Source organism: Arenimonas sp. MALMAid1274, assembly GCF_049195245.1.
GTDB lineage: Bacteria > Pseudomonadota > Gammaproteobacteria > Xanthomonadales > Xanthomonadaceae > Arenimonas.
Genome location: NZ_JBMIRR010000027.1, coordinates 993,510 through 1,016,198, shown reverse-complemented (window position 1 = coordinate 1,016,198; position 22,689 = coordinate 993,510). Strand labels below are relative to the sequence as shown.

22 protein-coding genes and 1 other RNA gene are annotated in these 22,689 nt (G+C 67.9%); 13 read left to right on the top strand and 10 right to left on the bottom strand.

Annotated features, from left to right (window positions below):
- Positions 1 to 54 precede the first annotated feature (54 nt).
- From ACOQFR_RS13345 to msrB, 7 genes are all read left to right on the top strand, one after another.
- Positions 55 to 1,185, top strand: coding sequence for an extracellular solute-binding protein (locus ACOQFR_RS13345; protein ID WP_421382677.1), 1,131 nt, complete (start codon positions 55 to 57; stop codon positions 1,183 to 1,185).
- Positions 1,186 to 1,210: 25 nt separating this feature from the next.
- Complete coding sequence (locus ACOQFR_RS13340) at positions 1,211 to 2,359, top strand: ABC transporter ATP-binding protein (RefSeq protein ID WP_421382675.1); 1,149 nt, start codon at positions 1,211 to 1,213, stop codon at positions 2,357 to 2,359.
- On the top strand, positions 2,356 to 3,273 hold the full coding sequence (locus ACOQFR_RS13335; RefSeq protein WP_421382673.1) for an ABC transporter permease subunit: 918 nt from the start codon (positions 2,356 to 2,358) through the stop codon (positions 3,271 to 3,273). The genes ACOQFR_RS13340 and ACOQFR_RS13335 overlap by 4 nt, the downstream gene beginning before the upstream one ends.
- The gene (locus ACOQFR_RS13330) at positions 3,270 to 4,112 is read left to right on the top strand and encodes an ABC transporter permease subunit (protein WP_421382671.1); all 843 of its coding nucleotides are present in this window, start codon (positions 3,270 to 3,272) and stop codon (positions 4,110 to 4,112) included. The genes ACOQFR_RS13335 and ACOQFR_RS13330 overlap by 4 nt, the downstream gene beginning before the upstream one ends.
- Before the next feature lie 2 nt (positions 4,113 to 4,114).
- A complete protein-coding gene (locus ACOQFR_RS13325) occupies positions 4,115 to 5,473 on the top strand; it encodes an NAD-dependent succinate-semialdehyde dehydrogenase (RefSeq protein ID WP_421382669.1) in 1,359 nt (452 codons plus the stop codon).
- Positions 5,474 to 5,560: 87 nt separating this feature from the next.
- Positions 5,561 to 6,043: a hypothetical protein gene (locus ACOQFR_RS13320; protein ID WP_421382667.1), complete on the top strand. Its 483-nt coding sequence runs from the start codon at positions 5,561 to 5,563 to the stop codon at positions 6,041 to 6,043.
- Between the two features lie 8 nt (positions 6,044 to 6,051).
- On the top strand, positions 6,052 to 6,495 hold the full coding sequence (msrB, locus tag ACOQFR_RS13315) for a peptide-methionine (R)-S-oxide reductase MsrB (RefSeq protein ID WP_421382665.1): 444 nt from the start codon (positions 6,052 to 6,054) through the stop codon (positions 6,493 to 6,495).
- Between the two features lie 3 nt (positions 6,496 to 6,498).
- Here the strand turns inward: msrB and ACOQFR_RS13310 are convergent, their stop codons facing one another.
- The 8 genes from ACOQFR_RS13310 to smpB form a co-directional block, all read right to left on the bottom strand.
- Positions 6,499 to 7,917: a dihydrolipoyl dehydrogenase gene (locus ACOQFR_RS13310; RefSeq protein WP_421382663.1), complete on the bottom strand. Its 1,419-nt coding sequence runs from the start codon at positions 7,915 to 7,917 to the stop codon at positions 6,499 to 6,501.
- 69 nt (positions 7,918 to 7,986) lie between these two features.
- On the bottom strand, positions 7,987 to 9,003 hold the full coding sequence (locus ACOQFR_RS13305) for a hypothetical protein (protein WP_421382662.1): 1,017 nt from the start codon (positions 9,001 to 9,003) through the stop codon (positions 7,987 to 7,989).
- Between the two features lie 108 nt (positions 9,004 to 9,111).
- Positions 9,112 to 10,713, bottom strand: coding sequence for a S8 family serine peptidase (locus ACOQFR_RS13300; RefSeq protein ID WP_421382660.1), 1,602 nt, complete (start codon positions 10,711 to 10,713; stop codon positions 9,112 to 9,114).
- A 194-nt stretch (positions 10,714 to 10,907) separates the two neighbouring features.
- Entirely contained in the window at positions 10,908 to 11,774 is an 867-nt protein-coding gene (locus ACOQFR_RS13295; RefSeq protein ID WP_421382659.1) for a CPBP family intramembrane glutamic endopeptidase, read from the bottom strand.
- A 222-nt stretch (positions 11,775 to 11,996) separates the two neighbouring features.
- Entirely contained in the window at positions 11,997 to 12,563 is a 567-nt protein-coding gene (locus ACOQFR_RS13290; RefSeq protein WP_421382658.1) for a hypothetical protein, read from the bottom strand.
- 1,109 nt (positions 12,564 to 13,672) lie between these two features.
- On the bottom strand, positions 13,673 to 13,969 hold the full coding sequence (locus ACOQFR_RS13285; RefSeq protein WP_421382656.1) for a hypothetical protein: 297 nt from the start codon (positions 13,967 to 13,969) through the stop codon (positions 13,673 to 13,675).
- Between the two features lie 88 nt (positions 13,970 to 14,057).
- Positions 14,058 to 14,409: a transfer-messenger RNA gene (ssrA, locus tag ACOQFR_RS13280) on the bottom strand.
- A 371-nt stretch (positions 14,410 to 14,780) separates the two neighbouring features.
- Positions 14,781 to 15,293, bottom strand: coding sequence for an SsrA-binding protein SmpB (gene smpB, locus ACOQFR_RS13275; RefSeq protein WP_421382655.1), 513 nt, complete (start codon positions 15,291 to 15,293; stop codon positions 14,781 to 14,783).
- A gap of 70 nt (positions 15,294 to 15,363) precedes the next feature.
- Between smpB and ACOQFR_RS13270 the strand changes: the two genes are divergently transcribed.
- Together ACOQFR_RS13270 and ACOQFR_RS13265 are read left to right on the top strand one after the other, a co-directional pair.
- A complete protein-coding gene (locus ACOQFR_RS13270; protein WP_421382653.1) occupies positions 15,364 to 15,789 on the top strand; it encodes a type II toxin-antitoxin system RatA family toxin in 426 nt (141 codons plus the stop codon).
- 2 nt (positions 15,790 to 15,791) lie between these two features.
- Positions 15,792 to 16,082, top strand: coding sequence for an RnfH family protein (locus ACOQFR_RS13265; protein WP_421382651.1), 291 nt, complete (start codon positions 15,792 to 15,794; stop codon positions 16,080 to 16,082).
- Here the strand turns inward: ACOQFR_RS13265 and ACOQFR_RS13260 are convergent.
- The gene (locus ACOQFR_RS13260; RefSeq protein WP_421382649.1) at positions 16,079 to 16,477 is read right to left on the bottom strand and encodes an outer membrane protein assembly factor BamE; all 399 of its coding nucleotides are present in this window, start codon (positions 16,475 to 16,477) and stop codon (positions 16,079 to 16,081) included. The two genes, ACOQFR_RS13265 and ACOQFR_RS13260, sit on opposite strands and share 4 nt — an antisense overlap.
- Positions 16,478 to 16,580: 103 nt before the next feature.
- Here ACOQFR_RS13260 and fur point away from each other — a divergent pair, with 103 nt between their 5' ends.
- Positions 16,581 to 16,988, top strand: coding sequence for a ferric iron uptake transcriptional regulator (gene fur / locus ACOQFR_RS13255; RefSeq protein ID WP_421382647.1), 408 nt, complete (start codon positions 16,581 to 16,583; stop codon positions 16,986 to 16,988).
- A 148-nt stretch (positions 16,989 to 17,136) separates the two neighbouring features.
- On the opposite strand, the gene recN is transcribed toward fur, so the two are convergent.
- Positions 17,137 to 18,810, bottom strand: coding sequence for a DNA repair protein RecN (gene recN / locus ACOQFR_RS13250; RefSeq protein WP_421382646.1), 1,674 nt, complete (start codon positions 18,808 to 18,810; stop codon positions 17,137 to 17,139).
- Positions 18,811 to 18,970: 160 nt separating this feature from the next.
- Here recN and hrcA point away from each other — a divergent pair, with 160 nt between their 5' ends.
- The 3 genes from hrcA (at position 18,971) to dnaK (ending at position 22,600) form a co-directional block, all read left to right on the top strand.
- Positions 18,971 to 20,035, top strand: coding sequence for a heat-inducible transcriptional repressor HrcA (gene hrcA, locus ACOQFR_RS13245; protein ID WP_421382644.1), 1,065 nt, complete (start codon positions 18,971 to 18,973; stop codon positions 20,033 to 20,035).
- Positions 20,036 to 20,076: 41 nt separating this feature from the next.
- Positions 20,077 to 20,580: a nucleotide exchange factor GrpE gene (gene grpE, locus ACOQFR_RS13240; RefSeq protein WP_421382642.1), complete on the top strand. Its 504-nt coding sequence runs from the start codon at positions 20,077 to 20,079 to the stop codon at positions 20,578 to 20,580.
- Positions 20,581 to 20,674: 94 nt separating this feature from the next.
- A complete protein-coding gene (gene dnaK / locus ACOQFR_RS13235; protein WP_421382640.1) occupies positions 20,675 to 22,600 on the top strand; it encodes a molecular chaperone DnaK in 1,926 nt (641 codons plus the stop codon).
- Positions 22,601 to 22,689: the final 89 nt, after the last annotated feature.

Below are 22,689 nucleotides of genomic sequence, written 5' to 3'. Positions count from 1 at the left end.
GTATGATGGAAACGGCAGAAACCCGTGATTTCATGACCGACAGGGGAATCCAGAATGAAACTCAGACTGTCTGCACTGCTTCTCGCCCTGATCGCCGCAGGCTGCGGCGGTGACCCGGCCGCCGACCCGAAAGCGGGCGCCGATGCCCCCGCCGATGCGTCCAAGGTCCTGAACATCTACAACTGGTCGGACTACATCGCCGAGGACACCATCGCCAACTTCGAGGCCGAGACCGGCATCAAGGTGGTCTACGACGTGATGGACTCCAACGAGGTGCTCGAGACCAAGGTCATGACCGGCAACACCGGCTACGACATCGTGGTGCCCTCGCTGACCTTCCTGGCCCGGCAGATCCAGGCCGGCGTCTACGCCCCGATCGACAAGTCGCGGCTGAAGAACTACGCCAACCTCGACCCGGCCATGATGGCCCTGATCGCCCAGAACGATCCCGACAACGGCCATTCCGTGCCCTACCTGTGGGGCACCACCGGCATCGGCTACAACGTCGAGAAGGTCAAGGCCGCGCTGGGCGAGGACTTCCCGCTCGACAGCTGGGCCATGGTGTTCGAGCCGGCCAACCTGGCCAAGCTCAAGGGCTGCGGCGTGGCCATCCTCGACACGCCCTCCGAAATCATTCCGCCGGTGCTGGACTACCTGGGCGAGGAGCCCAACAGCTTCGACCCGGCCGTGATCCAGAAGGGCGTGGACCGCCTGACCGAGCTGCGTCCGCACATCACCTACTTCCACTCCTCGCAGTTCATCAACGACCTGGCCAACGGCGACATCTGCGTGGCCGTGGGCTGGTCGGGCGACATCATCCAGGCCAAGTCGCGCGCCGAAGAAGCGGGCAAGGGCATCAACATCAGCTACCTGATCCCCAAGGAAGGCGCGCCGATGTGGTTCGACATGATGGCCATCCCCAAGGACGCCAAGAACATCGACAACGCCTACCTCTTCCTGGACTACCTGCTGCGGCCCGAGGTGATGGCCGGCGTGCAGAACTACGTGATGTATGCCAGCGCCAACCAGGCCGCGCTGCCGCTGGTGGACAAGGCGGTGCTGGACGATCCGGGCATCTACCCGACCGAGGAAGCCAAGAAGGGCCTTTACACCCTGGCGGTGCTGACGCCGGAGGTGGACCGCCTGTTCACGCGCCACTGGACCACGCTCAAGACCGGCCAATAGCCGACCACTCGCCCCGGGAAACGACATGGCAGCAGTAGCAGGCAACGGTGCGCCCTCGGGCGCACCCAAGACCGACAAGCTCGGCGCGGACAACTACCTGCGCATCGAGTCGGTGCGCAAGGAGTTCGACGGTTTCGTGGCGGTGGACGACGTCAGCCTGTCCATCCGCAAGGGTGAGATCTTCGCCCTGCTGGGGGCCTCGGGCTGCGGCAAGTCCACCCTGCTGCGCTGCCTGGCCGGCTTCGAGAAGCCCACCAAGGGCCGCATCATCCTCGACGGCCAGGACATCGTGGACCTGCCGCCCTACGAGCGGCCGATCAACATGATGTTCCAGTCCTACGCGCTGTTCCCGCACATGACGGTGGAGCAGAACGTGGCCTTCGGGCTCAAGCAGGACGGCATGGCCAAGGCCGACATCGCCCGCCGCGTGGAGGAGATGCTGGGCCTGGTGCAGATGGGCAAGTACGCGCGCCGCCGGCCGCACCAGCTGTCGGGCGGCCAGCAGCAGCGCGTGGCGCTGGCGCGGTCGCTGGCCAAGAGCCCCAAGCTGCTGCTGCTGGACGAGCCGATGGGCGCGCTGGACAAGAAGCTGCGCTCGCAGATGCAGCTGGAGCTGGTGAACATCGTCGAGCGCCTGGGCGTGACCTGCGTGATGGTCACCCACGACCAGGAAGAGGCCATGACCATGGCCCACCGCATCGCCATCATGGACGCCGGCTGGATCCGCCAGCTGGGCACGCCCGACGAGATCTACGAGCAGCCCAGCTGCCGCTTCACCGCCGAGTTCATCGGCTCGGTGAACCTGATCGAGGGCAAGATCAAGGACGACGAGAAGGACTTCATCACCATCGAAAGCCCCGCATTGGACTGCCTGGCCTACGTCGGCCACGGCGTCACCGGCTTCGAGGGCCAGGACGTGGCGCTGGCGCTGCGGCCGGAGAAGATCAGCGTCAGCAAGGACGAACCGGGCCAGCCGCACAACAAGGCCAAGGGCATCATCGAGGACATCGCCTACTTCGGCAGCCACTCGGTCTTCCACGTGCGGCTGGCCAACGGCACCAAGATCCTGGCCAACATGATCAACAGCCAGCGCTGGGCCAGCGAGAAATTCACCTGGAACGACAGCGTCTGGCTGAGCTGGGACGACCAGGCGGGCGTGGTGCTGACCTCATGAGGCGGCTGCCGGCGTCGATCAGGAAGCGCCTGCCCGGCCCGCGCTGGCTGGTCATCGCGGTGCCCTACCTGTGGATGCTCCTGTTCTTCGCCATTCCCTTCGCCATCGCCCTGAAGATCAGCTTCGCCAGCGCGGCCATCGCCATGCCGCCCTACACCGACCTGTTCCAGTGGGTGGGCGACAAGCTGCAGGTCAGCCTCAATGCCGGCAACTACCTGTACCTGGTGCGCGACAGCCTCTACGTCAACGCCTACCTGAGCTCGCTGAAGATTGCCGTCATCGCCACTTTCCTGTGCCTGCTGGTGGGCTATCCGATGGCCTATGCGATTGCGCGGATGTCGCCCGCCAACCGCAACATCGCCCTGATGCTGGTGATCCTGCCCTCGTGGACCTCGTTCCTGATCCGCATCTATGCCTGGGTGGGCATCCTGAAGAACAACGGCCTGCTCAACAACTTCCTGATGGGCCTGGGCCTGATCGACGAGCCGCTGCAGATCCTGCACACGCCGATGGCGGTGTACATCGGCATCGTCTACGCCTACCTGCCGTTCATGGTGCTGCCGCTGTATTCCAACCTGGTCAAGCATGACCACCGCCTGCTGGAGGCCGCCAACGACCTGGGCGCGCGGCCCTGGAAGTCCTTCTTCACCATCACGCTGCCGCTGTCCAAGGCCGGCATCATCGCCGGCGCCATGCTGGTGCTGATCCCGGTGGTGGGCGAGTTCGTGATCCCGGAGATGCTGGGCGGCGCCGACACCCTGATGATCGGCCGCGTTCTGTGGAACGAGTTCTTCAACAACCGCGACTGGCCCGTGGCCTCGGCGGTGGCGATCGTGATGCTGGTGCTGCTGATCGTGCCGATCATGATCTTCCACCGCTACCAGTCGCGCGAGATGGAGTCGAAGCTGTCATGAGCGCCCCGCGCAACTCCGGATTCACCAAGGGCATGCTGGCCCTGGGCTTCGTCTTCCTGTACGCGCCCATCCTCAGCCTGGTGGTGTACTCGTTCAACGAGTCCAAGCTGGTCACGGTGTGGTCGGGCTTCTCGGTGAAGTGGTACGGCGAACTCTTCCGCGACCAGCAGATGATGTCGGCGGCCTGGGTCAGCATCCAGATCGCGTTCTGGACGGCCTGGGCCTCGATCATCCTGGGCACCATGGCCGCGATGATCATGACCCGCTTCCGCGACTTCCACGGCAAGACCCTGTTCGGCGGGTTGATCACCGCGCCGCTGGTGATGCCCGAGGTGATCACCGGCCTGTCCATCCTGCTGCTGTTCGTGTCCATCGGGCCGATCATCGGCATCGGCGAGCAGCGCGGCATGCTCACCATCTGGATCGCGCACGTCACCTTCTGCATGGCCTTCGTCACCGTGGTGATCTCCTCGCGCCTGCAGGAGCTGGACCGCTCGCTGGAAGAGGCCGCGATGGACCTGGGCGCCAACCGCCTGAAGGTGTTCTTCGTGATCACCCTGCCGATCATCGCCCCGGCCCTGGTCTCGGGCTGGCTGCTGGCCTTCACGCTGTCGCTGGACGATCTGGTGATCGCCAGCTTCGTGTCCGGCCCCTCGTCCACCACGCTGCCGATGAAGGTGTTCTCGTCGGTACGGCTGGGCGTGAGCCCCAAGATCAATGCGCTCGCCACCCTGATGATCCTGGCCGTTTCCGTGGCCGCGGTGATCGGCTGGTGGGTGATCACCCGCGAAGACAAGAAGCGCCAGCGCGACATGCAGATGGCGCTGCAGAAGGGCTGAACATGAGCGTCGAGAACCGTGACCCCTGGACCGGCGAAGTTCGCCGGCACGAACCTGACGATGCCGCGGCCATCGAACGCGCGCTGGCGGCGGCCGAGCGGGCCTTCCCGGCCTGGTCGGCGCTGGCACTGCAGGAACGCGGCGCGCATCTGCGCCGGGTGGCGGCCACGCTTCGTGAGCAGCGCGACGCCATCGCGGGCCTGATGGGCGCCGAGATGGGCAAGCTGCGCAAAGAGGCGCTGGCCGAGATCGAAAAGTCCGCCGCGGCCTGCGAGTACTACGCCGAACACGCCGGCCGCTACCTGGCCGACCAGGCCGTACCCACCGAGGCCGCCCGCAGCTACGTGCGCTACGAGCCGATCGGCTGCGTGCTGGCGATCATGCCGTGGAACTTCCCCATCTGGCAGGTGTTCCGCTTCCTCGCGCCGGGCCTGATGGCCGGCAACGTGGCCCTGCTCAAGCACGCCACCAATGTGCCGCGCTGCGCCGACGCGATCGCCGGCGTGCTGCGCGACGCCGGCCTGCCCGAAGGCGTGTTCGCCACGCTGCACATCGACAGCGAGCAGACCGCCGCCGTGATCGGCGACGCGCGCATCAAGGCGGTGACGCTGACCGGCAGCGAGAAGGCCGGCCGTTCGGTCGCCGCCACCGCCGGCAAGCACCTGAAAAAGTGCGTGATGGAACTCGGCGGCAGCGATCCCTTCGTGGTGCTGGAGGACGCCGACCTGGACCAGACCGTGCCGATGGCGGTGTCCTCGCGCTTCGGCAACGCCGGCCAGACCTGCATCGCCGCCAAGCGCTTCATCGTGGTCGAGGCCATCGCCGATGAATTCGTGCGCCGCTTCGTGCAGGCGAGCGCGCAGCTGCAGGTGGGTGATCCCCGCGACGAGGCCAGCACGCTGGCGCCGATGGCGCGCGCCGACCTTCGCGACGAGCTGCACAAGCAGGTGCAGGCCAGCATTGCGGCTGGCGCCACGGCGCTGCTGGGCTGCGAGCCGGGGGAGGGCGACACCGCCTATCCGGCCTCGGTGCTGGACCACGTGGTGCCGGGCATGCCGGCCTACCACGAGGAGCTGTTCGGTCCGGTCGCCAGCATCCTGCGGGTGAAGGACCAGGCCGAAGCGATCCGCGTCGCCAACGACACCGCCTTCGGCCTCGGCGCCAGCGTGTGGACCCGCGATGCCACGCGCGGCGATGCAGTGGCGCGCCAGCTGGTGGCCGGCGCCTGCTTCGTCAATGCGATCGTCCGCAGCGACGTGCGGCTGCCGTTCGGCGGCACCCGCACCTCGGGCTTTGGCCGCGAACTGGCCGAGCACGGCATCCATGAGTTCATGAACATAAAGACCATCTACGTCGCCTGAGCGGCGCGACACGCCGGCGCGGCAGGGGATAGACTCGCCGCATCCGCCCGCGGCCCGCGGGCACGGCCCACCTTCGGGAGAACCGGATTGGAAAACCATCGCCTTCGACATTCCCTGGCCTGCCTGCTGGCCCTGTCCCTCGGCGCGTTTGCGCTGCCGGCCACCGCCGAAGAGGGCACGCCCGAGCAAAAGGCCCAGGTGATCGAGCAGCTCAATACCGCCGTCGCGGCCGTGCAGGCGGCGCGCAGCTCGCTTGAGACGGGCCAGGCCAAGCTGGCCGCGGCCCGCGCCAACCTCGAGCGCGCCGACACCGCCCGCATCAATGCCGAGAAGCAGCTGGCCGCGACCGAGGCCAGTGCCGCCCGCGGGCGCCTGACGCGCGAGAAGGTCGATGCCGACCGCAAGGTGGCGGAAGACGCCGCCAATGCGGTGATGGCCGTGCGTGCCGAGATCAGCGCGGTCGAGGCCGAGCTGGCCGACAGCCAGGCCAAGCTGCTGGCCGCGACCACGGCCGTGGATGCGGCCTCGGCCAGCGCCGCCGCCTACCTGGGCGACGAGCCCGCGAACTGAGGACCGCCATGCATACCTGGAAGCTGGTCCTGGAACGCGCCGCGAAAGGCAACCCGGCGCCCGACCGCAGGGTCGAGAAGCCTGACGCCGAGTGGCGCGCCGAACTCGGCCCCGATGCCTACCGCGTGATGCGCGAAGCCGGCACCGAGCGCGCCTTCAGCTCTGAAATGTGTGGCCTGTACGAGCCGGGCATCTACGAATGCGCCGGCTGCGGCACGCCGCTGTTCGACGCCTCGGCCAAGTTCGAATCCCACAGCGGCTGGCCGTCCTTCACCCAGCCGCTGAAGGACAACGTGGTCAACTACATCGCCGACAACAGCTACGGCATGCAGCGTATCGAGAACACCTGCAGCACCTGCGACGGCCACCTGGGGCACGTGTTCCCCGACGGCCCGGCGCCGACCGGGTTGCGCTACTGCATCAACGCGCTGTCGCTGAAGAAATCGGCCTGAGCCTCAGTCCAGCGCCTCGGCCTTGAAGGGCGCGCACGCCGCCAGGTCGGAGTGGTCGATCGGGTAGTGACCGGCCAGGTCGCGCAGGGCCGTGCGCAGGCCTTCCTCGATCACCGGGTGGTAGAAGGGCAGGCGCAGCAGGTCGTGCACGCCCAGGCCCTGGCCGATGGCCAGCGCCAGCAGGTGCGCAAGGTGCTCGGCGGCCGGTGCGCACATTTCCGCACCCAGCAGCTTGCCGCTGTCGCGGGCGGCGTAGACGCGCAGCAGGCCTTCGTTGAGCTGGGCCACGCGCGAGCGGCCCTGATCGCTGAAATCCACTTCGCCTTCGAAGAACTCGCCCTGCGCGAGGTCGGCGTGGCGCTGGCCGATCGAGGCCACGCCGGGCTCGGCGAACACGATGCCGATCGGAGTGCGCCGCGTGAAGCAGGTGGGGTCGTCGGCGGTGGCGTTGTACCCGGCGATGTAGCCGTCGTCGGCGGCCTCGTGCAGCAGGGCCACCCCGCCATCCACGTCGCCAGCAAGGAAGACGTCGAGGTCGCCGATGCGGGTGGTGGTGCGGTCGTAAGGAGGTCGACCGCGTTCGTCCAGCGGCACGCCCAGCGTGTCCAGGCCGATGCCGTCGAGGTTGGGCTGGCGGCCGATCGCCACCAGCACCTGGTCCACCACCAACTCGTGGCTGCCGGAACGTACGGCGATGCCGTCGGCGTGTTCGTGCAGCGTCGCGTCTTCGCCGGTGTGCAGGGTGAGGTCGCGCGCGAGGATCTCGCGCAGCGCGGCCGTAACGCGCGGGTCGGTCAATCCGGCCAGCTGGTCGTCACGCCCGAAGGCGGTGACCTGGATGCCGAGCTGCGCCAGGGCCTGGGCGAACTCAACGCCGACCGCGCCCAGTCCGATCACCGCAATGCGCGGGGGCAGGGTGTCGAGCTCGAAGATCGTGTCGGTGGTCTGCACGCGGGCACCGAAGCGGCGCCAGGCGTCGGGCAGGATCGGCCGCGAGCCGGTGGCCACGATGATCTTGCGTGCCTGCAGTTCCTGGTCGCCGACCACCAGCCGTCCGGGACCGAGCAGCCGGGCGCGACCCTGCAGGTTGCGCTCGCCCAGCCTGTCGGTGGCCTTGAGCACGCCGCGCACGAAGCGGTCGCGCAGCTCGCGTACCCGCCGCATCACCGCCGGCAGGTCCACCTGCAGCTGGTCGCCGCCACGGATGCCGAAGGTGTCGAGCCGCTTGCGTGCGTGGAAGGCATGCGCCGCTTCGATCAGGGCCTTGGACGGCATGCAGCCCACGCGCGCGCAGGTGGTGCCGTAGGGGCCGTCGTTGATGATCACGAAGCGCTCGGTGCGCTTGCGCACCTGGCGCAGGGCGGCCAGGCCGGCCGAGCCGGCGCCGATGATGGCGACGTCGAGGGTTTCTGGAGTCTTCATGCCCCAGTTTTGCCCCACCGGGGGTGAAGCTGCAATGACCGTGCGCAGGCCCGGCGATCCAGGCCTGCGTCAGCGCCCGCGCCAGCTGCGGTCGACGTCGCGCTGGTTGCCGCTGGCGTTGAGCAGGTTCATGCCGCGCACCGTCGGTGCCTCCCAGTCGCGGGCCATGGTCTGGGCCAGGGCGTCGGCCTGCGCCAACTGCTGTGGCGACAGGCCAGCGGAGAGGTTGGCCATCCGTTGCCGAACCTGGATCGCCACCTGGGTGTTCTCGCCGCCGTTGCGCACCAGGGCGCGCTCGATGTGGCGGTACAGGGCCAGCGCACGGGCACCGTCAGGCGAAATCGACTGCTCCAGCAGCGAAGCGCGCTGCTGCGGCTCGGGCACGTAGGCCGCGGCCAGCGACAGCAGCATGTCCATGTCGCCGCGCTGCGCGGCCACCGTGGCCAGGCGCTCGGCTTCAGCGCGGTAGGTACCCAGCTCGGGCAGCGAATCGAGCAGACTGCCCCAGCGGAAGGCATTGCCGCTGGCATACTGCTTCAGCGCCACCGCATCGCCGGCCAGCGCGGCCGCGCGCCAGGTGCGGGCGATCTGCGGCGCGCCCGGAATCTCGACGCCGCGGCAATGATCTTCCAGCTCCTGCAGCCGCCGCTCCCAGACCGGCATTTCGCGCGCGATCATCGCAGCCACGCCCTGCCGGCTCGTTTCTTCCGTGATCCGCTCCAGCGACTGCTGGCGCGACTCGAGCCAGCGGTCGAACTCGCTGCGGCGGTAGGGAAGTTGCGCGCAATAGGTGTACTCCGCGGCGAGCCGGCAGCCTGCCGCGGCTTCGCCTGCGCCGGCGCGGCGCTTGAGATCATCGACGATCACCGACAGTGGCGCGCTGGCCGGCGGCAGCGGCACGCTTGAAGGAACAGGCAATGGTGGCGAGTTCACTGTGTCGGCAGGCACCTGCTCATCCGACGCCGCCGCCTGCACCGATTCCACCGTTGCGGACGGCGCGGCGCCGGGCCGCAAGGCATGCCACCCGATGGCTGCCAGCGCTGCCAGGGCGATGACCAGCCCCGCGCGTTTCTTAGTGGAATTCATGCCGGTTTCCTTGCGCGCTTCCGGGCCCGATCATCGCGTTCCCCGGCTCGAAAATACAGTGCGGCAACATCGGCGGTCCCCGGTGATGGCCGGGGGCCGGGAGCCGCATCAGTCCGTGCAGGTGAAGCCAATGATCCTGGACGTGGTGGCGGACGCGCCGGCCGCATCCGTGACGGTCAGGCTGACCGTGCCCCATTGCCCCGCATTGCGGACCAGTGTGGTCGAGACGCCGCTGGCGGTGACGCCATTGCCCAGGTCCCAGACATGGGAAACGATGGCGTTGTCCGGGTCGGTCGAGGTGCTGGTCAACGTGTAGGTGAACTTGCTGCCGCCGGTCTGGCAGACGGTGGGTTGCGTTTCGGAAAAGCTGGCAACGGGCGGCAGGTTGCTCAGTGCCTGCAGCGCGCCAAAGGCATTCACGATGCCTGCGCCGCAGCCCTCGCAGGCCATCGGGAAGGGCTTGGCGGTGGCCGCCAGGATCTGCTCGACCTCGACCGGCGTGCGCGGCGAGAGCGACTGCATCAGCGCCACGACACCGGCCACGTGCGGCGCCGACATGCTGGTGCCGGAGTAGGGCACGTAGGCGGTGCCGGTGGTCGGCCGGGTCTCGCCCATGTTGATCGTCGACAGGATTTCCACGCCGGGCGCCGCGATATCCACGTCGGCACCGTAATTGCTGAAGGTGGCCCTGCCGCCGCTGTAGTGCGTGGCCGCGACCGAAATCACGCCATTGCACGAGGCCGGCGAGAACGAGCCGTTGAGCGCGCTGTTGCCGGCCGCCGCCACGACGACCACGCCTTGGCTTCGCGCGAAATCGATGGCGGCTTGTTCGACCGGACCGCAGGCCCCGCCGACGCCGAGGCTGAGGTTGATGACCTCGACCGGATTGGGGTTGTTGGGCACGCCGGGTACGCTGCCGCCCGCGGCCCAGGTGATGCCCGCCGCGATATCGGACAACACGCCGCCTCCGGCGCCCAGCACGCGCACCGGCATGATGCGTGCGCCGGGGGCGGTCCCGGCGATGCCGATGCCGTTGTTCCAGACGGCCCCGGCGATGCCGGCCACGTGCGTGCCGTGCCAGCTGGACGGGTAGGGCGTGCAGCCGGGACGACGCACCCAGGTGCCCTCGTCGGTGGGGTTGGCATCACGCGCGTTGCCGTCCCGCGCCGCCATGGGATCGCTGACGAAGTCGTATCCGGCCACCAGGTTGGCATTGAGGTCGGGGTGCGGGGTGATGCCGGTGTCGAGGATGGCGATGACCGCGCCGGTGCCGGTGCCGAGGTCCCAGGCCGCCGGCGCCGAGATGCCCGACGGCGAATTGGCCAGCGCGTACTGGTTGACGAAGCGCGGGTCGTTGGGCGTGGCCAGCGGCTGCATGCGCTTGTCCTCGACGATGTACTCGATGCGCCCCTGGGCCATCAGCGCCGACAGCTGGTGCCTGCCCACGAAACCCTCCACGGCAGGCATGCGGACGATCTCGGTTCCCAGCGCGCCACTGCGCACCCACGTGGCCTGGCTGCCGATCTCGCGCTTCACCCGCGAGGAGCGGTCGCCCGCCGCCATGGCGGGCGCGACCTTGCCCGAAAACTTGACGATGTACTGCCGGCCGCCCAGTTCGATGTCGGGGCCGCATTGCGCGAGGGCGATCGTGGGCAGCGCAGAGAGGCTGGCCAGCACCAGCGGCGCCAGCAGGCGGAAGCAACGGGTCATGCGGAGTCCTTGGCGGGGGAGGGGGAATGCATCCGCAAGAACGCACGCCATTGGTGCGCGTGACCGTGCAGGCTGCATCGCTCCGATTGTTCCCGCTGCCGGGGGGTGGCGCAGCGCAGCGAGGGAATCTGGTCAGGTATCCCTAACGCTGTCCTGCCTGCATCGGCGTCCTGGTCAGCCGCCTGGCGCCGACTTCAGCGACGCTTCCAGAACGGCGGCACGATCCGGCCACGCCGGGCCGCCATCCACAGCAGCACCACGCCCGTGGTGGTGCACAGCAGGAAGGCGATGATGGACGACTCGAGCCCGAAGTTTCCGCCCGTCAGCAGGTCCGGTCCCTGGATCGTGGCCTGGATCAAGCCTGGCTGGGCCTCGGTGCCCGAGACGATGCCCGAGAAGATCGCGGACTGGGTGTAGTTCCAGGCCATGTGGAAGCCCATGCTCATCCACAGCCGGCGCGTGAGCATGTAGGCCGCGGCAAGCAGCACGCCGGCCTCGACACTGATGAACAGCGCACCTTCCAGCGTGGCCTGCGGGTTGGTCAGGTGCACCAGCCCGAACAGCAGCGACGAGGCGGCCAGCGCGATCCATCCGCCCAGCGACTCCTCCAGGATGCGGAACACCACGCCACGGAAGATCAGCTCCTCGAACACACCCGAGCTCAGCGCCATCGCCAGCGCCGGCAGCAGGTAGGACACCGGGTTGAAGCCATCGATGCGGTAGATGCCCAGGGCCATGAGTATCAGCACGCACAGCGTGTAAAGCCCCGCACCGATCAGCATGCCGATGCCCAGCTCACGGCCCATGCCGGGGCGGGAGAGCTCATGGACGGAACGCCGCTCTATCCGGCGCACGAGCGCGCTGTACACGGCAAGCGCCGCACCGGCGAGGACGGCCACCAGGCCCAGCCCCGTCAGCGGCGCGTCGGTGAACTTTTCCTGGACCGCGCCGCTGAGCGCCATCAGGTAAAGCAGGCACACCGCCAGCAGCACCAGCCGCACAAGCGGAAACTGCAGGATACGCAGCGGCAGGCTGCGCGGCACCGGCAACGGGTCGGACATGGCCTGCTCCCCAGGGCTGTCGCGAGCAGCCTATTCCTGGCCGAAACGCCTGTCCACGGAGTCCCCCGGAAACGCAAAAACCCCGCATCGCTGCGGGGTTCCTGGACTTGCCGGCCCCTGGCAGGGCCGTGGTGTGGTGGAGGTGGGGGCCACTGAAATGCTGTCCGGGAGGGCCAAACTGCGCGGGTTTCAGCCAGGCAGGGCGCGGCCGTACCCCCAGATCTACCCCCATGCCTTCACTGCCTCTCGGATCAATGCGCCGACGTAGCAGAGGAACATTGTGAAGCCGCCACCGAATCCCAGAATCAGGATCGGCCAATAGGTGGCATTCGATATTTTGTCCGCGCGAGCACTCGCCAACTTCGACTTCTCAGGTATTTCTGCAATCGGGTTTCGCATCGACTTCACGATCAATCTCGTCTGGGCGATCTCGCTGCAGATGAAGATCAATAGCGAAAGTATCACCGCCGCCCCACATCCCGCGAATGCGGCAGGCAACATGATTTCAGCTGAGTTACTCCAAATCGTCAGAATGCCGCCGTATCCAAGCGCTAGGATCAGATTGGTGTAGCCCTTGACGTGCTTCAAGAGATCAACCAAGACCTTCTTGGCCTCTTCGATCTCAACGTCCATCCTGGCCTCTTCGAGAGCGGTGACCCGCTTAACAGTCTCGGGTATGAAACCGGCCTGCTGCTCCTGAGCCCATCGCACCAAAATGCCGACGTCAGCCGTAAGTTCCTTAATGGACTTCTTCGGAACTACCGGTGGTGGATCCATCTCTTCGCTCACAGCGCCGCTCCTCCCCAGGGGCCGGACCTCAGTGTACCCGCTCGTCTCAACCGGTGAGCCGCCGGGCTATATCCTGCCGGCATGGAAAAGCCCAAACCGCCGCGGGACCCGGTGATCCCGACGTACCAGCAGCCGTTCCCATTCCCTGAAGGCGTGGAGATCCCGCGCCCGTCCCCGGTAAAGGATGAGCTGCCCTGGGTTGGCAAGGGGAAGGGCAAGCCGCGAACCAGGTAGCCCCTCAGGCAGTGCCGCGGGCGAGGGCGCGCCCGGGGTCTCCATAGGGCAGGGCCGCACGGCCGAAGCCGAGTTGGGCACCCGCGGTAGCCCACCCGGGCGCGCTGGGCCATGCTAGCAGTTGGCCCTGCGCCTGACCTCCAACGCTCGCTGACGCTGGTGGCATCCTTCGTAGTCGGAAAGGGGATCGAAGTGGATCACGTTACCTGGCAAACCGCACTCGCGATCTACGCCGCGATCGTTGCGAGCGTGGCTGTTGGGCTGGATGTCCTTCGGTGGTGGACGTCTGGGCCTCGGATTCGAATCAGCCTCATGTCTCGAGGGATGATCTTCAATAATCCTCTGGCCAATCCCAACGACCGGTTCCTATTTGTAAGCGCGAGCAATACAGGTGATCGGGCTACTACTGTTACAAACTTGGGACTGGTCGCGTATACCGGGCGCTTGTGGTGGTGGCGATTTCTGCGGCGGAGGGCAGCTAAGGGCGCGATAGTTCCCAACCCCGCGATCCCAGGCCAGCGACAAGCAGTGCCATCGCCGCTTGATGCCGGCGCTGTGTGGCAGGGGATGGTCGATTGGAGCGAGGTCGAAAAGTTCTGCGAGGAATCGGGTTGGCGCGTCTGGGTAATCCTCTACACCGCGAACGCGCCACGCGGTATCCGCGCACGTATTGCCAAGCCGACGCGCCAGGAAATTGAAGCAGATCGCCCGGCTGGTGAATAGATTCATCAGTGGCCCCGCCCGAAGGCGGGGCGTGCCCCGGTTCCTACCCTTACCCTGGATCCCTAACTCTCTTCCCGCTTGCCGGTGAGCGCGGCCGCAGCGAACTCCGGGATCGTCTCCGGCTCTTCCTCGCCCTCGTACACGCGCCACAGTTAATCGATGTGCTTCCACGGCCCGGCCAGCGGCAGGCCGGTGGCGTAGCCGACCGCGTTGACCGCGTTTCGCGCTGCCTTGCGAGCACCAACCTCATCGCCGCCCAGGAGCGTGATGGCATCGTCCGCCACCCGGTCGAACGCTTCGCCCATCGCCTGCGCCGGCGTGGCCCGGTATCCGTACTTCGAACCCAGCAGGTCATGCGCCAGCGGGATGCCGTAGAACTGACAGGCGAAGACGCGCAGCGCGTAGTAGGCCGCCCAGCTCTCGTCTTCGCCCTCGTCCTCGTCGGACACCCCCGGACTCCGATGGACCCCCGAAATGCAGAAACCCCGAGTTTCCCCGGGGTTTCTGGACTTTCTTGGACTCTGGCAAGTCCGTTTTTGGTGGAGGTGGGGGGAGTTGAACCCCCGTCCGAGAGCACGCCATCTCCGGTACTACATGCTTAGCTCGTTGTTAGTTCTCGTACGACGGCAACACAACGTGCGAGGCACACCGTCGTCCACACCCGCTAAGTTCACTTCCGGTTGGCGGGTCGCCGCCGAAAGCTGTTCCGTGATAATGACCCTACATCCACGAGCACGGGCACAAGTGGGTTCGGGGCTTACGCCTTAAGCGGCGAGAGCGTAGTTGTCGTCGTTGGCAACCAAGTTTTGCAGCTGGATTAACGAGGAAAGCTACCCCCTCGGCATGCACCAGTCGACTTTGCAACCCCCGTCGAAGCCAGGACACCCCCGGAAACGTCGGAAACACATCGATCAACCGATGCCCGAAGTATGGGCCCCGCGGCACCCCTCCACAAGGCCAGCCCGCCCCAAGTTCAGCACCCAGCAGGCAACCAACACACGCGGATTACCCAGCCGTGCCTCGAACCTGCTGGAGCAAAGCCCCCTTGGTAAGGGGGCGCGCCGAAGGCGCGGGGATCGGAAGGAGTGAGCCGGGGCCCGCGAATCGCGCAGCGAATCGTGGGGTAACTTCAGCGAATGCTGGAGTTACCTTCCCCTTGGTAAGGGGGCGCGCCAAAGGCGCGTGGATCGGAAGGAGTGAGCCGGGGCCCCCGATTCGCGCAGCGAATCGTGGGGTAGTCAGTTCGCGAATGCGATCTGACTACGCATCCTTGTTGTGTTTGCGCATGACGCGCTGCTTGTCACGCTGCCAGTCCCGGTCCTTGCTGGCCTGCCGCTTGTCGTGCGCCTGCTTGCCCTTGGCCAGGGCCAGCTCCAGCTTCACCTTGTTGCCCTTCCAGTACACCGCCGTGGGGATCAGCGTGTAGCCCTCGCGCTCGATGTAGCCCACCAGCTTGTCGATCTCGTGGCGGTGCATCAGCAGCTTGCGGGTGCGGCGGTCGTCGGCGATGACGTGCGTGGAGGCCTGGCTCAGCGGCGTGATCTGGGCGCCGAACAGGAAGATCTCGCCGGCCTTCACCAGCGCGTAGGCGTCGCCCATGTTCATGCGGCCGGCGCGGATGGACTTGAGCTCCCAGCCCTGCAGCGCGATGCCGGCCTCGTAGCGGTCCTCGAGGTGGTAGTCGTGGCGGGCGCTGCGGTTCAGGGCGATGGTCTTGTTGGCCGCCTTGTCCTTGCTGCTTCCGGTATTCTTGTTTTCGATCTTCTTGGACATGATCCTTCCTTGGCGGGCATTGTCGCCCATCGCGGGCCGGCTGGGGGAGGGCGCCGACACAGGTTCCCCGATGACGAGCATCCACCGACACGCGCTGGTCCGGCATTCCGCCCTGCGCATGTACACCCTGGTCAACGACGTGGCGGCCTATCCGGCGCGGTTTTCCTGGTGTGAGGACGCCGAGGTGCTGGAGTCGTCCGACACCCACATGCTGGCCCGGCTCGACCTCACCGTGGCCGGCCTGCGCACCAGCTTCACCACGCGCAACACGCTCAGCGCGCCGACCCGGATCGAGCTGAAGCTGGTGGAGGGCCCCTTCCGCAAGTTCACCGGCCTCTGGCAGTTCCACAGCCTGGCCGAAGACGCCTGCAAGGTGTCGCTGTCGCTGGATTTCGACGTGGCCGGCGTGGTGCTGGGCACGGCCTTGGCCGTCGGCTTCCAGGGCCTGGCCGACAAGATGGTGGACGATTTCTGCCGCGAGGCGGACCGGGCCTGAGCATGGCGCCGATGCTGGCCGTGGAAGTGGTCTACGCCTTGCCCGACCGCAGCTGGCGGGTCGCGGTGCAGCTGCCGGCGGGCGCCACCGTGGCCGATGCGCTGGCGTTGGCCGACCTGGGCGCGCAGGTGCCGGGGCTGGACGTGGATCCGGCGCGGCTGGCGGTGTTCGGACGCAGCGCCACGCTGCAGACCACGCTGCACGATGGCGACCGGGTGGAGATACTCAGGCCCTTGCTGGCCGATCCCAAACAGGCGCGCCGTGAGCGCGCCCGGAGTGCCGGGAAGCCTTAGCCGCCGCTGGGCGGACGGCGCGGCTTGTCCTTGTCGCGCGCGATGTTGCCGAAGCGGCGCATTTCCACCGACAGGGCCTTGTCGGCCTCGGGGAAATATTCGCCTTCCCAGCGCGCCAGGGTTTCACCTTCGAACCACAGCGTGAGGTTCTTGACCTCGGTGTCGCCGACGCGGCGACGCTCGGTGGCCACGTAGTCCCAGCGCGACTGGTGGAAAGGATCGGCCACCGGCGGCGAGCCGAGCAGGCTGAGCACCTGGGCACGGCTGAGGCCGACCTTGAGCTGCTCGACGTTCTTGGATTCCAGCAGGTTGCCCTGGAACACGGGCTGCCGGTAGATGATGCCGCAGCCGGTCATCAGCAGGGCGGCGACGAGAAGGATGAAAGCCTTGCGCATTGCGGGGTGATCCGGATCGGCGACCGGCCGATGATACACTAAGGCCCGCAGCCGCCAGCCGGCCGCCGACCACGCCGCGATGGACGGCATTCAGGAGGAATCGATGGAATCGCAGGACCTGCGCAAGGCCGGCCTCAAGGTCACGCACCCCCGAATCCGCATCCTGGACGTGCTCGAGTCGTCCAGCCCCCGGCACCTCACCGCCGAGGACATCTACCGCCACCTGCTGGACAAGGGCGACGACATCGGCCTGGCCACGGTGTACCGCGTGCTCACCCAGTTCGAGGCCGCGGGCCTGGTGCTCAAGCACAACTTCGAAGGCGGCCAGGCGGTGTACGAACTCGACCGCGGCCAGCACCACGACCACATGGTGGACATGGAGTCGGGCAAGGTCATCGAGTTCACCAGCCCGGAAATCGAGCGCCTGCAGCACGAGATCGCGGCCAAGCATGGCTACGTGATCGAAGAGCACTCGTTGGTGCTTTACGTGCGGCCCAAGAAAAAGAAATAAGGGCTTTTAGACGCGGACAAGAGCGCATGAACGCGGATGAAGCAGAGGGCTGAGTTGGTCCTCTGTGCCGACTGACTTTTCGGCGCCGGGACAAACCTTCTTTTTTTGCTCTATCCGCGCTCGTCCGCGTAAATCTGCGGCAAAAAAATCATCTTTCCTGCGCGCGCGACAGCATCTGACGGGCATTGGCCCGGACTTCGCGGGTGATCTCCACGCCGCCCAGCATGCGGGCCAGTTCCTCGACGCGGGCCTTGTCGTCCAGCGGGCGCACCGCGCTGTGGGTGCTGTCGCCGGCCACGGCCTTGCTGACCTGGAAATGATGGTGCCCCTGGGCCGCGACCTGGGGCAGGTGGGTGACGCACAGCACCTGGCGCTCGGCGCCCAGGGCACGCAGCTTCTGGCCCACGACCTCGGCCACGGCGCCGCCGATGCCGGTGTCCACTTCGTCGAAGACCATGGTCGGCACCGCGTCCAGGCCCAGCGCCGCCACTTCGATGGCCAGGCTGATGCGCGCCAGTTCGCCGCCCGAGGCGACCTTGCGCAGCGCCCGCGCCGGCTGGCCGGGGTTGGCCGACACCAGGAATTCGCAGCGCTCGGCACCCTGCGGCGTGGGACGGGTGGTGTCCAGCGGTTCCAGGGCCACGCTGAATTCACCGCCGCCCATGCCCAGCTCCGACATCAGGCTGACCACGGCCTGGCCCAGGGCCTGGCCCGCCTGCGTGCGGGCCTGCGACAGGCGCGCGGCCGCGAGCTGCCAGGCCTTGGCGGCGGCGGCCAGCTCGCGCGCCAGCGCCTCGCCGCGCTCGCTGGCTCCGCTCAGGCCCTCCAGCTCGGCCTGCAGCGCATCGCGGCGGGCGGCCAGGCCTTCCATCGGCACGCGATGCTTGCGGGCCAGGTCGTGCAGGCGCGACAGGCGATCCTCAAGCTGCTGCAGCCGGCCGGGGTCGAGGTCGAAATCATCGCGGATGCGCTCAAGGCCCGCGCTGGCCTCGGACAGCTGGATGTCGGCCGATTCGATCAGCGACACCACTTCGGCCAGGCGCGGCTCGTCGGCGCTAAGGCGCGAAAGCTCGGCCACCAGCTGGTGCAGGGCGCGGCCCAGGGACAGGCCGTCCTCGCCGGCCAGCCGGGCCAGGGCCGATTCGCAGCCCTGCAGCAGGCCGGCGGCGTTGGCCTGGCGCCGATGCGCCGCCAGCAGGTCCTCGACATCGCTGCCGTCCAGGCTTTCCCGGGCCAGTTCGTCCACCTGGTGCTGCAGCCAGGACACGCGCTCGCCGACGTCGCCGGCGCGGGCCAGTTCGGCCAGCTGGCGGTCGATGCCGGCCCAGCGCAGGGCCAGGTCGCGCACCTCGGCCTGGGCGGCTTCGTGGCGGCCGAAGGCATCGAGCAGGGCCAGCTGCTGGCCGCGGTCGAGCAGAGCCTGGTGTTCGTGCTGGCCGTGGATCTCCACCAGCATGGCGCCCAGTTCCGAAAGCTGGCCCAGGGTGGCCGGGCGGCCGTTGATCCAGGCGCGCGAGCCGCCGTCGGCGCGGATCACGCGGCGCAGCTGGCAGCCGTCCTCGTCCTCGAGCTCGTGTTCGCGCAGCCAGGCCAGGGCGGCGGGCGCGTCGTGCAGGCGGAATTCGGCGGCCAGCTCGGCCCGTTCGGCGCCATGGCGCACGATGCCGGCATCGGCGCGGGCGCCGGTGAGCCACATCAGGGCGTCCACCAGCAGCGACTTGCCGGCGCCGGTCTCGCCGGAAACCACGGTCATGCCGGGCCCGAAGGCCAGTTCGGCGGTGCTGACGACGGCGAAATCCTTGAGCGTGAGGTGGCTGATCATGGGCCGGGCGATTTTGCCTGAAAGCAGGCAGGTTTCGCTGCCCCGGGCGAGGCCGTCCATCCGAGGCCGGGGCGGCAACGGGTAGGAAAGCGGCGCGGGCCGGGCAGGGGCCACGCTCGCGTGCCTTGCGCGGGGCGGCCGCGGGCCTTATCTATGACGCATGGAACTCAGCCTCGACCCGCGCGCCCGCAGCCTGCTGCGCACCCTGATCTCGCAGCACATCCGCGACGGCGAGCCGGTGGGTTCGCGCACCCTGGCCCGCAGCTCGGGCCTGGACGTGAGCCCGGCGACCATCCGCAACATCCTGGCCGACCTGGAGGAAATCGGGCTGCTGGCGGCGCCGCACGCCTCGGCCGGTCGGGTGCCCACGGCCCAGGGCTACCGGGTGTTCGTGGACAGCCTGCTGCAGGTCAAGCCGGTGCAGGAGGCGCAGGTGTCGCAGATGCGCGCCAACCTGGCGGCCGGCGCCGGCACGCAGGCCCTGCTGTCGAACACCAGCGAGCTGCTGTCGGCCATGAGCCAGTTCGTCGGCGTGGTCACCGTGCCCCAGCGCGGCCAGTTCGCCTTCCGGCACATCGACTTCGTGGCCCTGGACGCCCAGCGCGTGCTGGTGATCCTGGTGTTCACCGACAACGAAGTGCAGAACCGCATCGTCACGCCGCGTCGGCCCTACACCCCGTCGGAGCTGGAGCAGACCGCCAACTTCCTCAACACCCACTTCGCCGGCCGCCCCCTGCACGAGATCCGCGCCGCCCTGCTGCGCGAGCTGCGCGACACCCGCAGCGAAATGGAGCGGCTGCTGTCGGCCGCGGTGGAGCTGTCCGAACAGGCCCTGGGCGACGGCGCCGGTGGCCAGGACGACATGCTGCTGACCGGCCAAACCAAGCTGATGGGGGTCCAGGACCTGTCCGACATCGAGCGCCTGCGCGAGCTGTTCGAGGCCTTTTCCCGCAAGCGCGAGATCCTGCAGCTGCTCGAGCGCACCATCCACGCCCCCGGCGTGCGGGTGTTCATCGGCGAGGAAACCGGCCTGGCCCCGCTGGACGCCTGTACCGTGGTCACCGCGCCCTACGGCGCCAACGGCCGCGTGCTGGGCGTGCTGGGCGTCATCGGCCCCACCCGCATGGCCTACGACCGGGTGATTCCGATGGTGCAGGCCACGGCCGACCTGCTGGGCGCCGCGCTCGACCCCGGCGCCTTGAAACCCTCCAGCCCGGCCCCATAAGGCTGTCGAACCCCGGGGGACGGGGCAGCCACTGGAAGACCATGCACAGCGAACAACCCACCCCGGGCGCCCCGTCGCCCGAAGACGACTACGGCCTGGACAACGAGCTCGAGCAGCTGCGCACCGCCATGGCCAGCCTGCGCGAGGAAGCCCTGCGCGAGCGCGCCGAGCTCGACAACCAGCGCAAGCGCCTGGCCCGCGACGTCGACCAGGCCCGCCGTTTCGCCAACGAAAAGCTGCTCTCGCAGCTGCTGCCGGTGCTCGACAGCCTCGAGGCCGGGCTGGCGGCGGCCAATGCCGAGTCCGGCCCGCTCAAGGACGGCCTGGAGCTGACCCTGCGCCAGCTGCTCAAGGTCGGCGCCGACAACGGCATGGTCCAGGTCGACCCGGTCGGCCAGGCCTTCGACCCCGAGTGGCACCAGGCCATCAGCCAGGTCGCCGCGCCCGGCGCGGCCGTGGGCAGCGTGGTGCAGGTGTTCCAGAAGGGCTACGCCCTGAACGATCGCCTGCTGCGCCCGGCCCTGGTCGTGGTCGCCGCCGAATAGCGTCGCCCGGGCCTTGAAGCAGGGCCCCCCAACCCCACTTTAGAACCATCCGCGGCCTACGCCGCCAGACTTAGAAATCCGAGGGAGCACACACATGGGCAAGATCATCGGCATCGACCTGGGTACCACCAACAGCTGCGTTTCCGTGATGGAAGGCGGCGTGGCCAAGGTCATCGAGAACTCCGAGGGCGACCGCACCACGCCGTCCATCGTCGCCTTCACCAAGGACGGCGAAGTGATCGTGGGCGCCTCGGCCAAGCGCCAGGCCGTCACCAACCCCAAGAACACCTTCTACGCGGTGAAGCGCCTGATCGGCCGCAAGTTCACCGACGCCGAAGTCAAGAAGGACCTGGACCTGGTGTCCTACGGCATTGTCGCGCACGACAACGGCGACGCCTGGGTCAAGACCAGCGACGGCAAGGCAATGTCGCCGCAGGAAATCTCCGCGCGCATCCTGGAGAAGATGAAGAAGACCGCCGAAGCCTACCTGGGCGAAGCGGTGACCGAAGCCGTGATCACGGTGCCGGCCTACTTCAACGACAGCCAGCGCCAGGCCACCAAGGACGCGGGCCGCATCGCCGGCCTGGACGTCAAGCGCATCATCAACGAGCCCACCGCGGCCGCGCTGGCCTACGGCATGGACAAGAAGGGCGGCGACCGCAAGCTGGCCGTGTACGACCTCGGCGGCGGCACCTTCGACGTGTCCATCATCGAGATCGCCGAGATCGACGGCGAGAAGCAGTTCGAAGTGCTGGCCACCAACGGCGATACCTTCCTGGGCGGCGAAGACTTCGACAAGCGCGTCATCGACTACCTCGTGGACGAGTTCAACAAGGAGCAGGGCATCGACCTGCGCAAGGACCCGCTGGCCCTGCAGCGCCTGAAGGACGCGGCCGAGCGCGCCAAGATCGAGCTCTCGTCCAACCAGCAGACCGAAGTGAACCTGCCGTACGTGACGGCCGACGCCTCGGGCCCCAAGCACCTGAACATCAAGCTCACCCGCGCCAAGCTCGAGGCGCTGGTGGACGACCTGATCAAGAAGACCATCGAACCCTGCCGCATCGCGCTCAATGACGCCGGCCTGCGCGCCAGCGACATCGCCGAAGTGATCCTGGTCGGCGGCCAGACCCGCATGCCCAAGGTGCAGGCGGCCGTGGCCGAGTTCTTCGGCAAGGAGCCGCGCAAGGACGTCAACCCGGACGAGGCCGTCGCCGTCGGCGCCGCCATCCAGGGCGGCGTGCTGGCCGGCACCGTGAAGGACGTGCTGCTGCTCGACGTCACCCCGCTCAGCCTGGGCATCGAAACCCTGGGCGGCGTGATGACCAAGATCATCGAGAAGAACACCACCATCCCCACCAAGGCCTCGCAGACCTTCTCCACCGCCGAGGACAACCAGTCCGCGGTGACGGTGCACGTGCTGCAGGGCGAGCGCGAGCAGGCCCGCTTCAACAAGTCCCTCGCCAAGTTCGACCTGTCCGGCATCGATGCCGCGCCGCGCGGCATGCCGCAGGTGGAGGTGTCCTTCGACATCGACGCCAACGGCATCCTGCACGTCAGCGCCAAGGACAAGAAGACCGGCAAGGAGCAGAAGGTCGAGATCAAGGCCGGTTCGGGCTTGAGCGAGGAAGAGATCGCGCAGATGGTCCGCGACGCCGAGACGCACCGCGAGGAAGACAAGAAGTTCCATGAGCTGGTCACCGCGCGCAACGCGGCCGACGGCCTGATCCACACCACCCGCAGCGCGATCAACGAGCACGGCAGCAAGGTGCCGGGCGAGACCCTGGCCGGCATCGAGTCGGCGCTGTCCGAGCTCGAGACCGCGATGAAGGGCGACGACAAGGCCCAGATCGAGTCGCGCACGGCGGCCCTGCAGACCGCGGCCCAGTCGCTTTACGCGGCGGCGGCCGGCGGCAACCAGCCGGGCGCGCAGGACGCGGGCCAGGACGGTCCGGCGGCGGGCAAGGCCGACGACGTGGTGGACGCGGAGTTCACCGAGGTCAAGGACGACGACCGCAAGTAAGTGCGTTGACCGGCGCGCGCCTGCGCGCGCCGGGCTGCAGCCCGCGTCGGACCGGAGGCCCCGGTGGGCGCGGGCGTTTTGCTATCAGG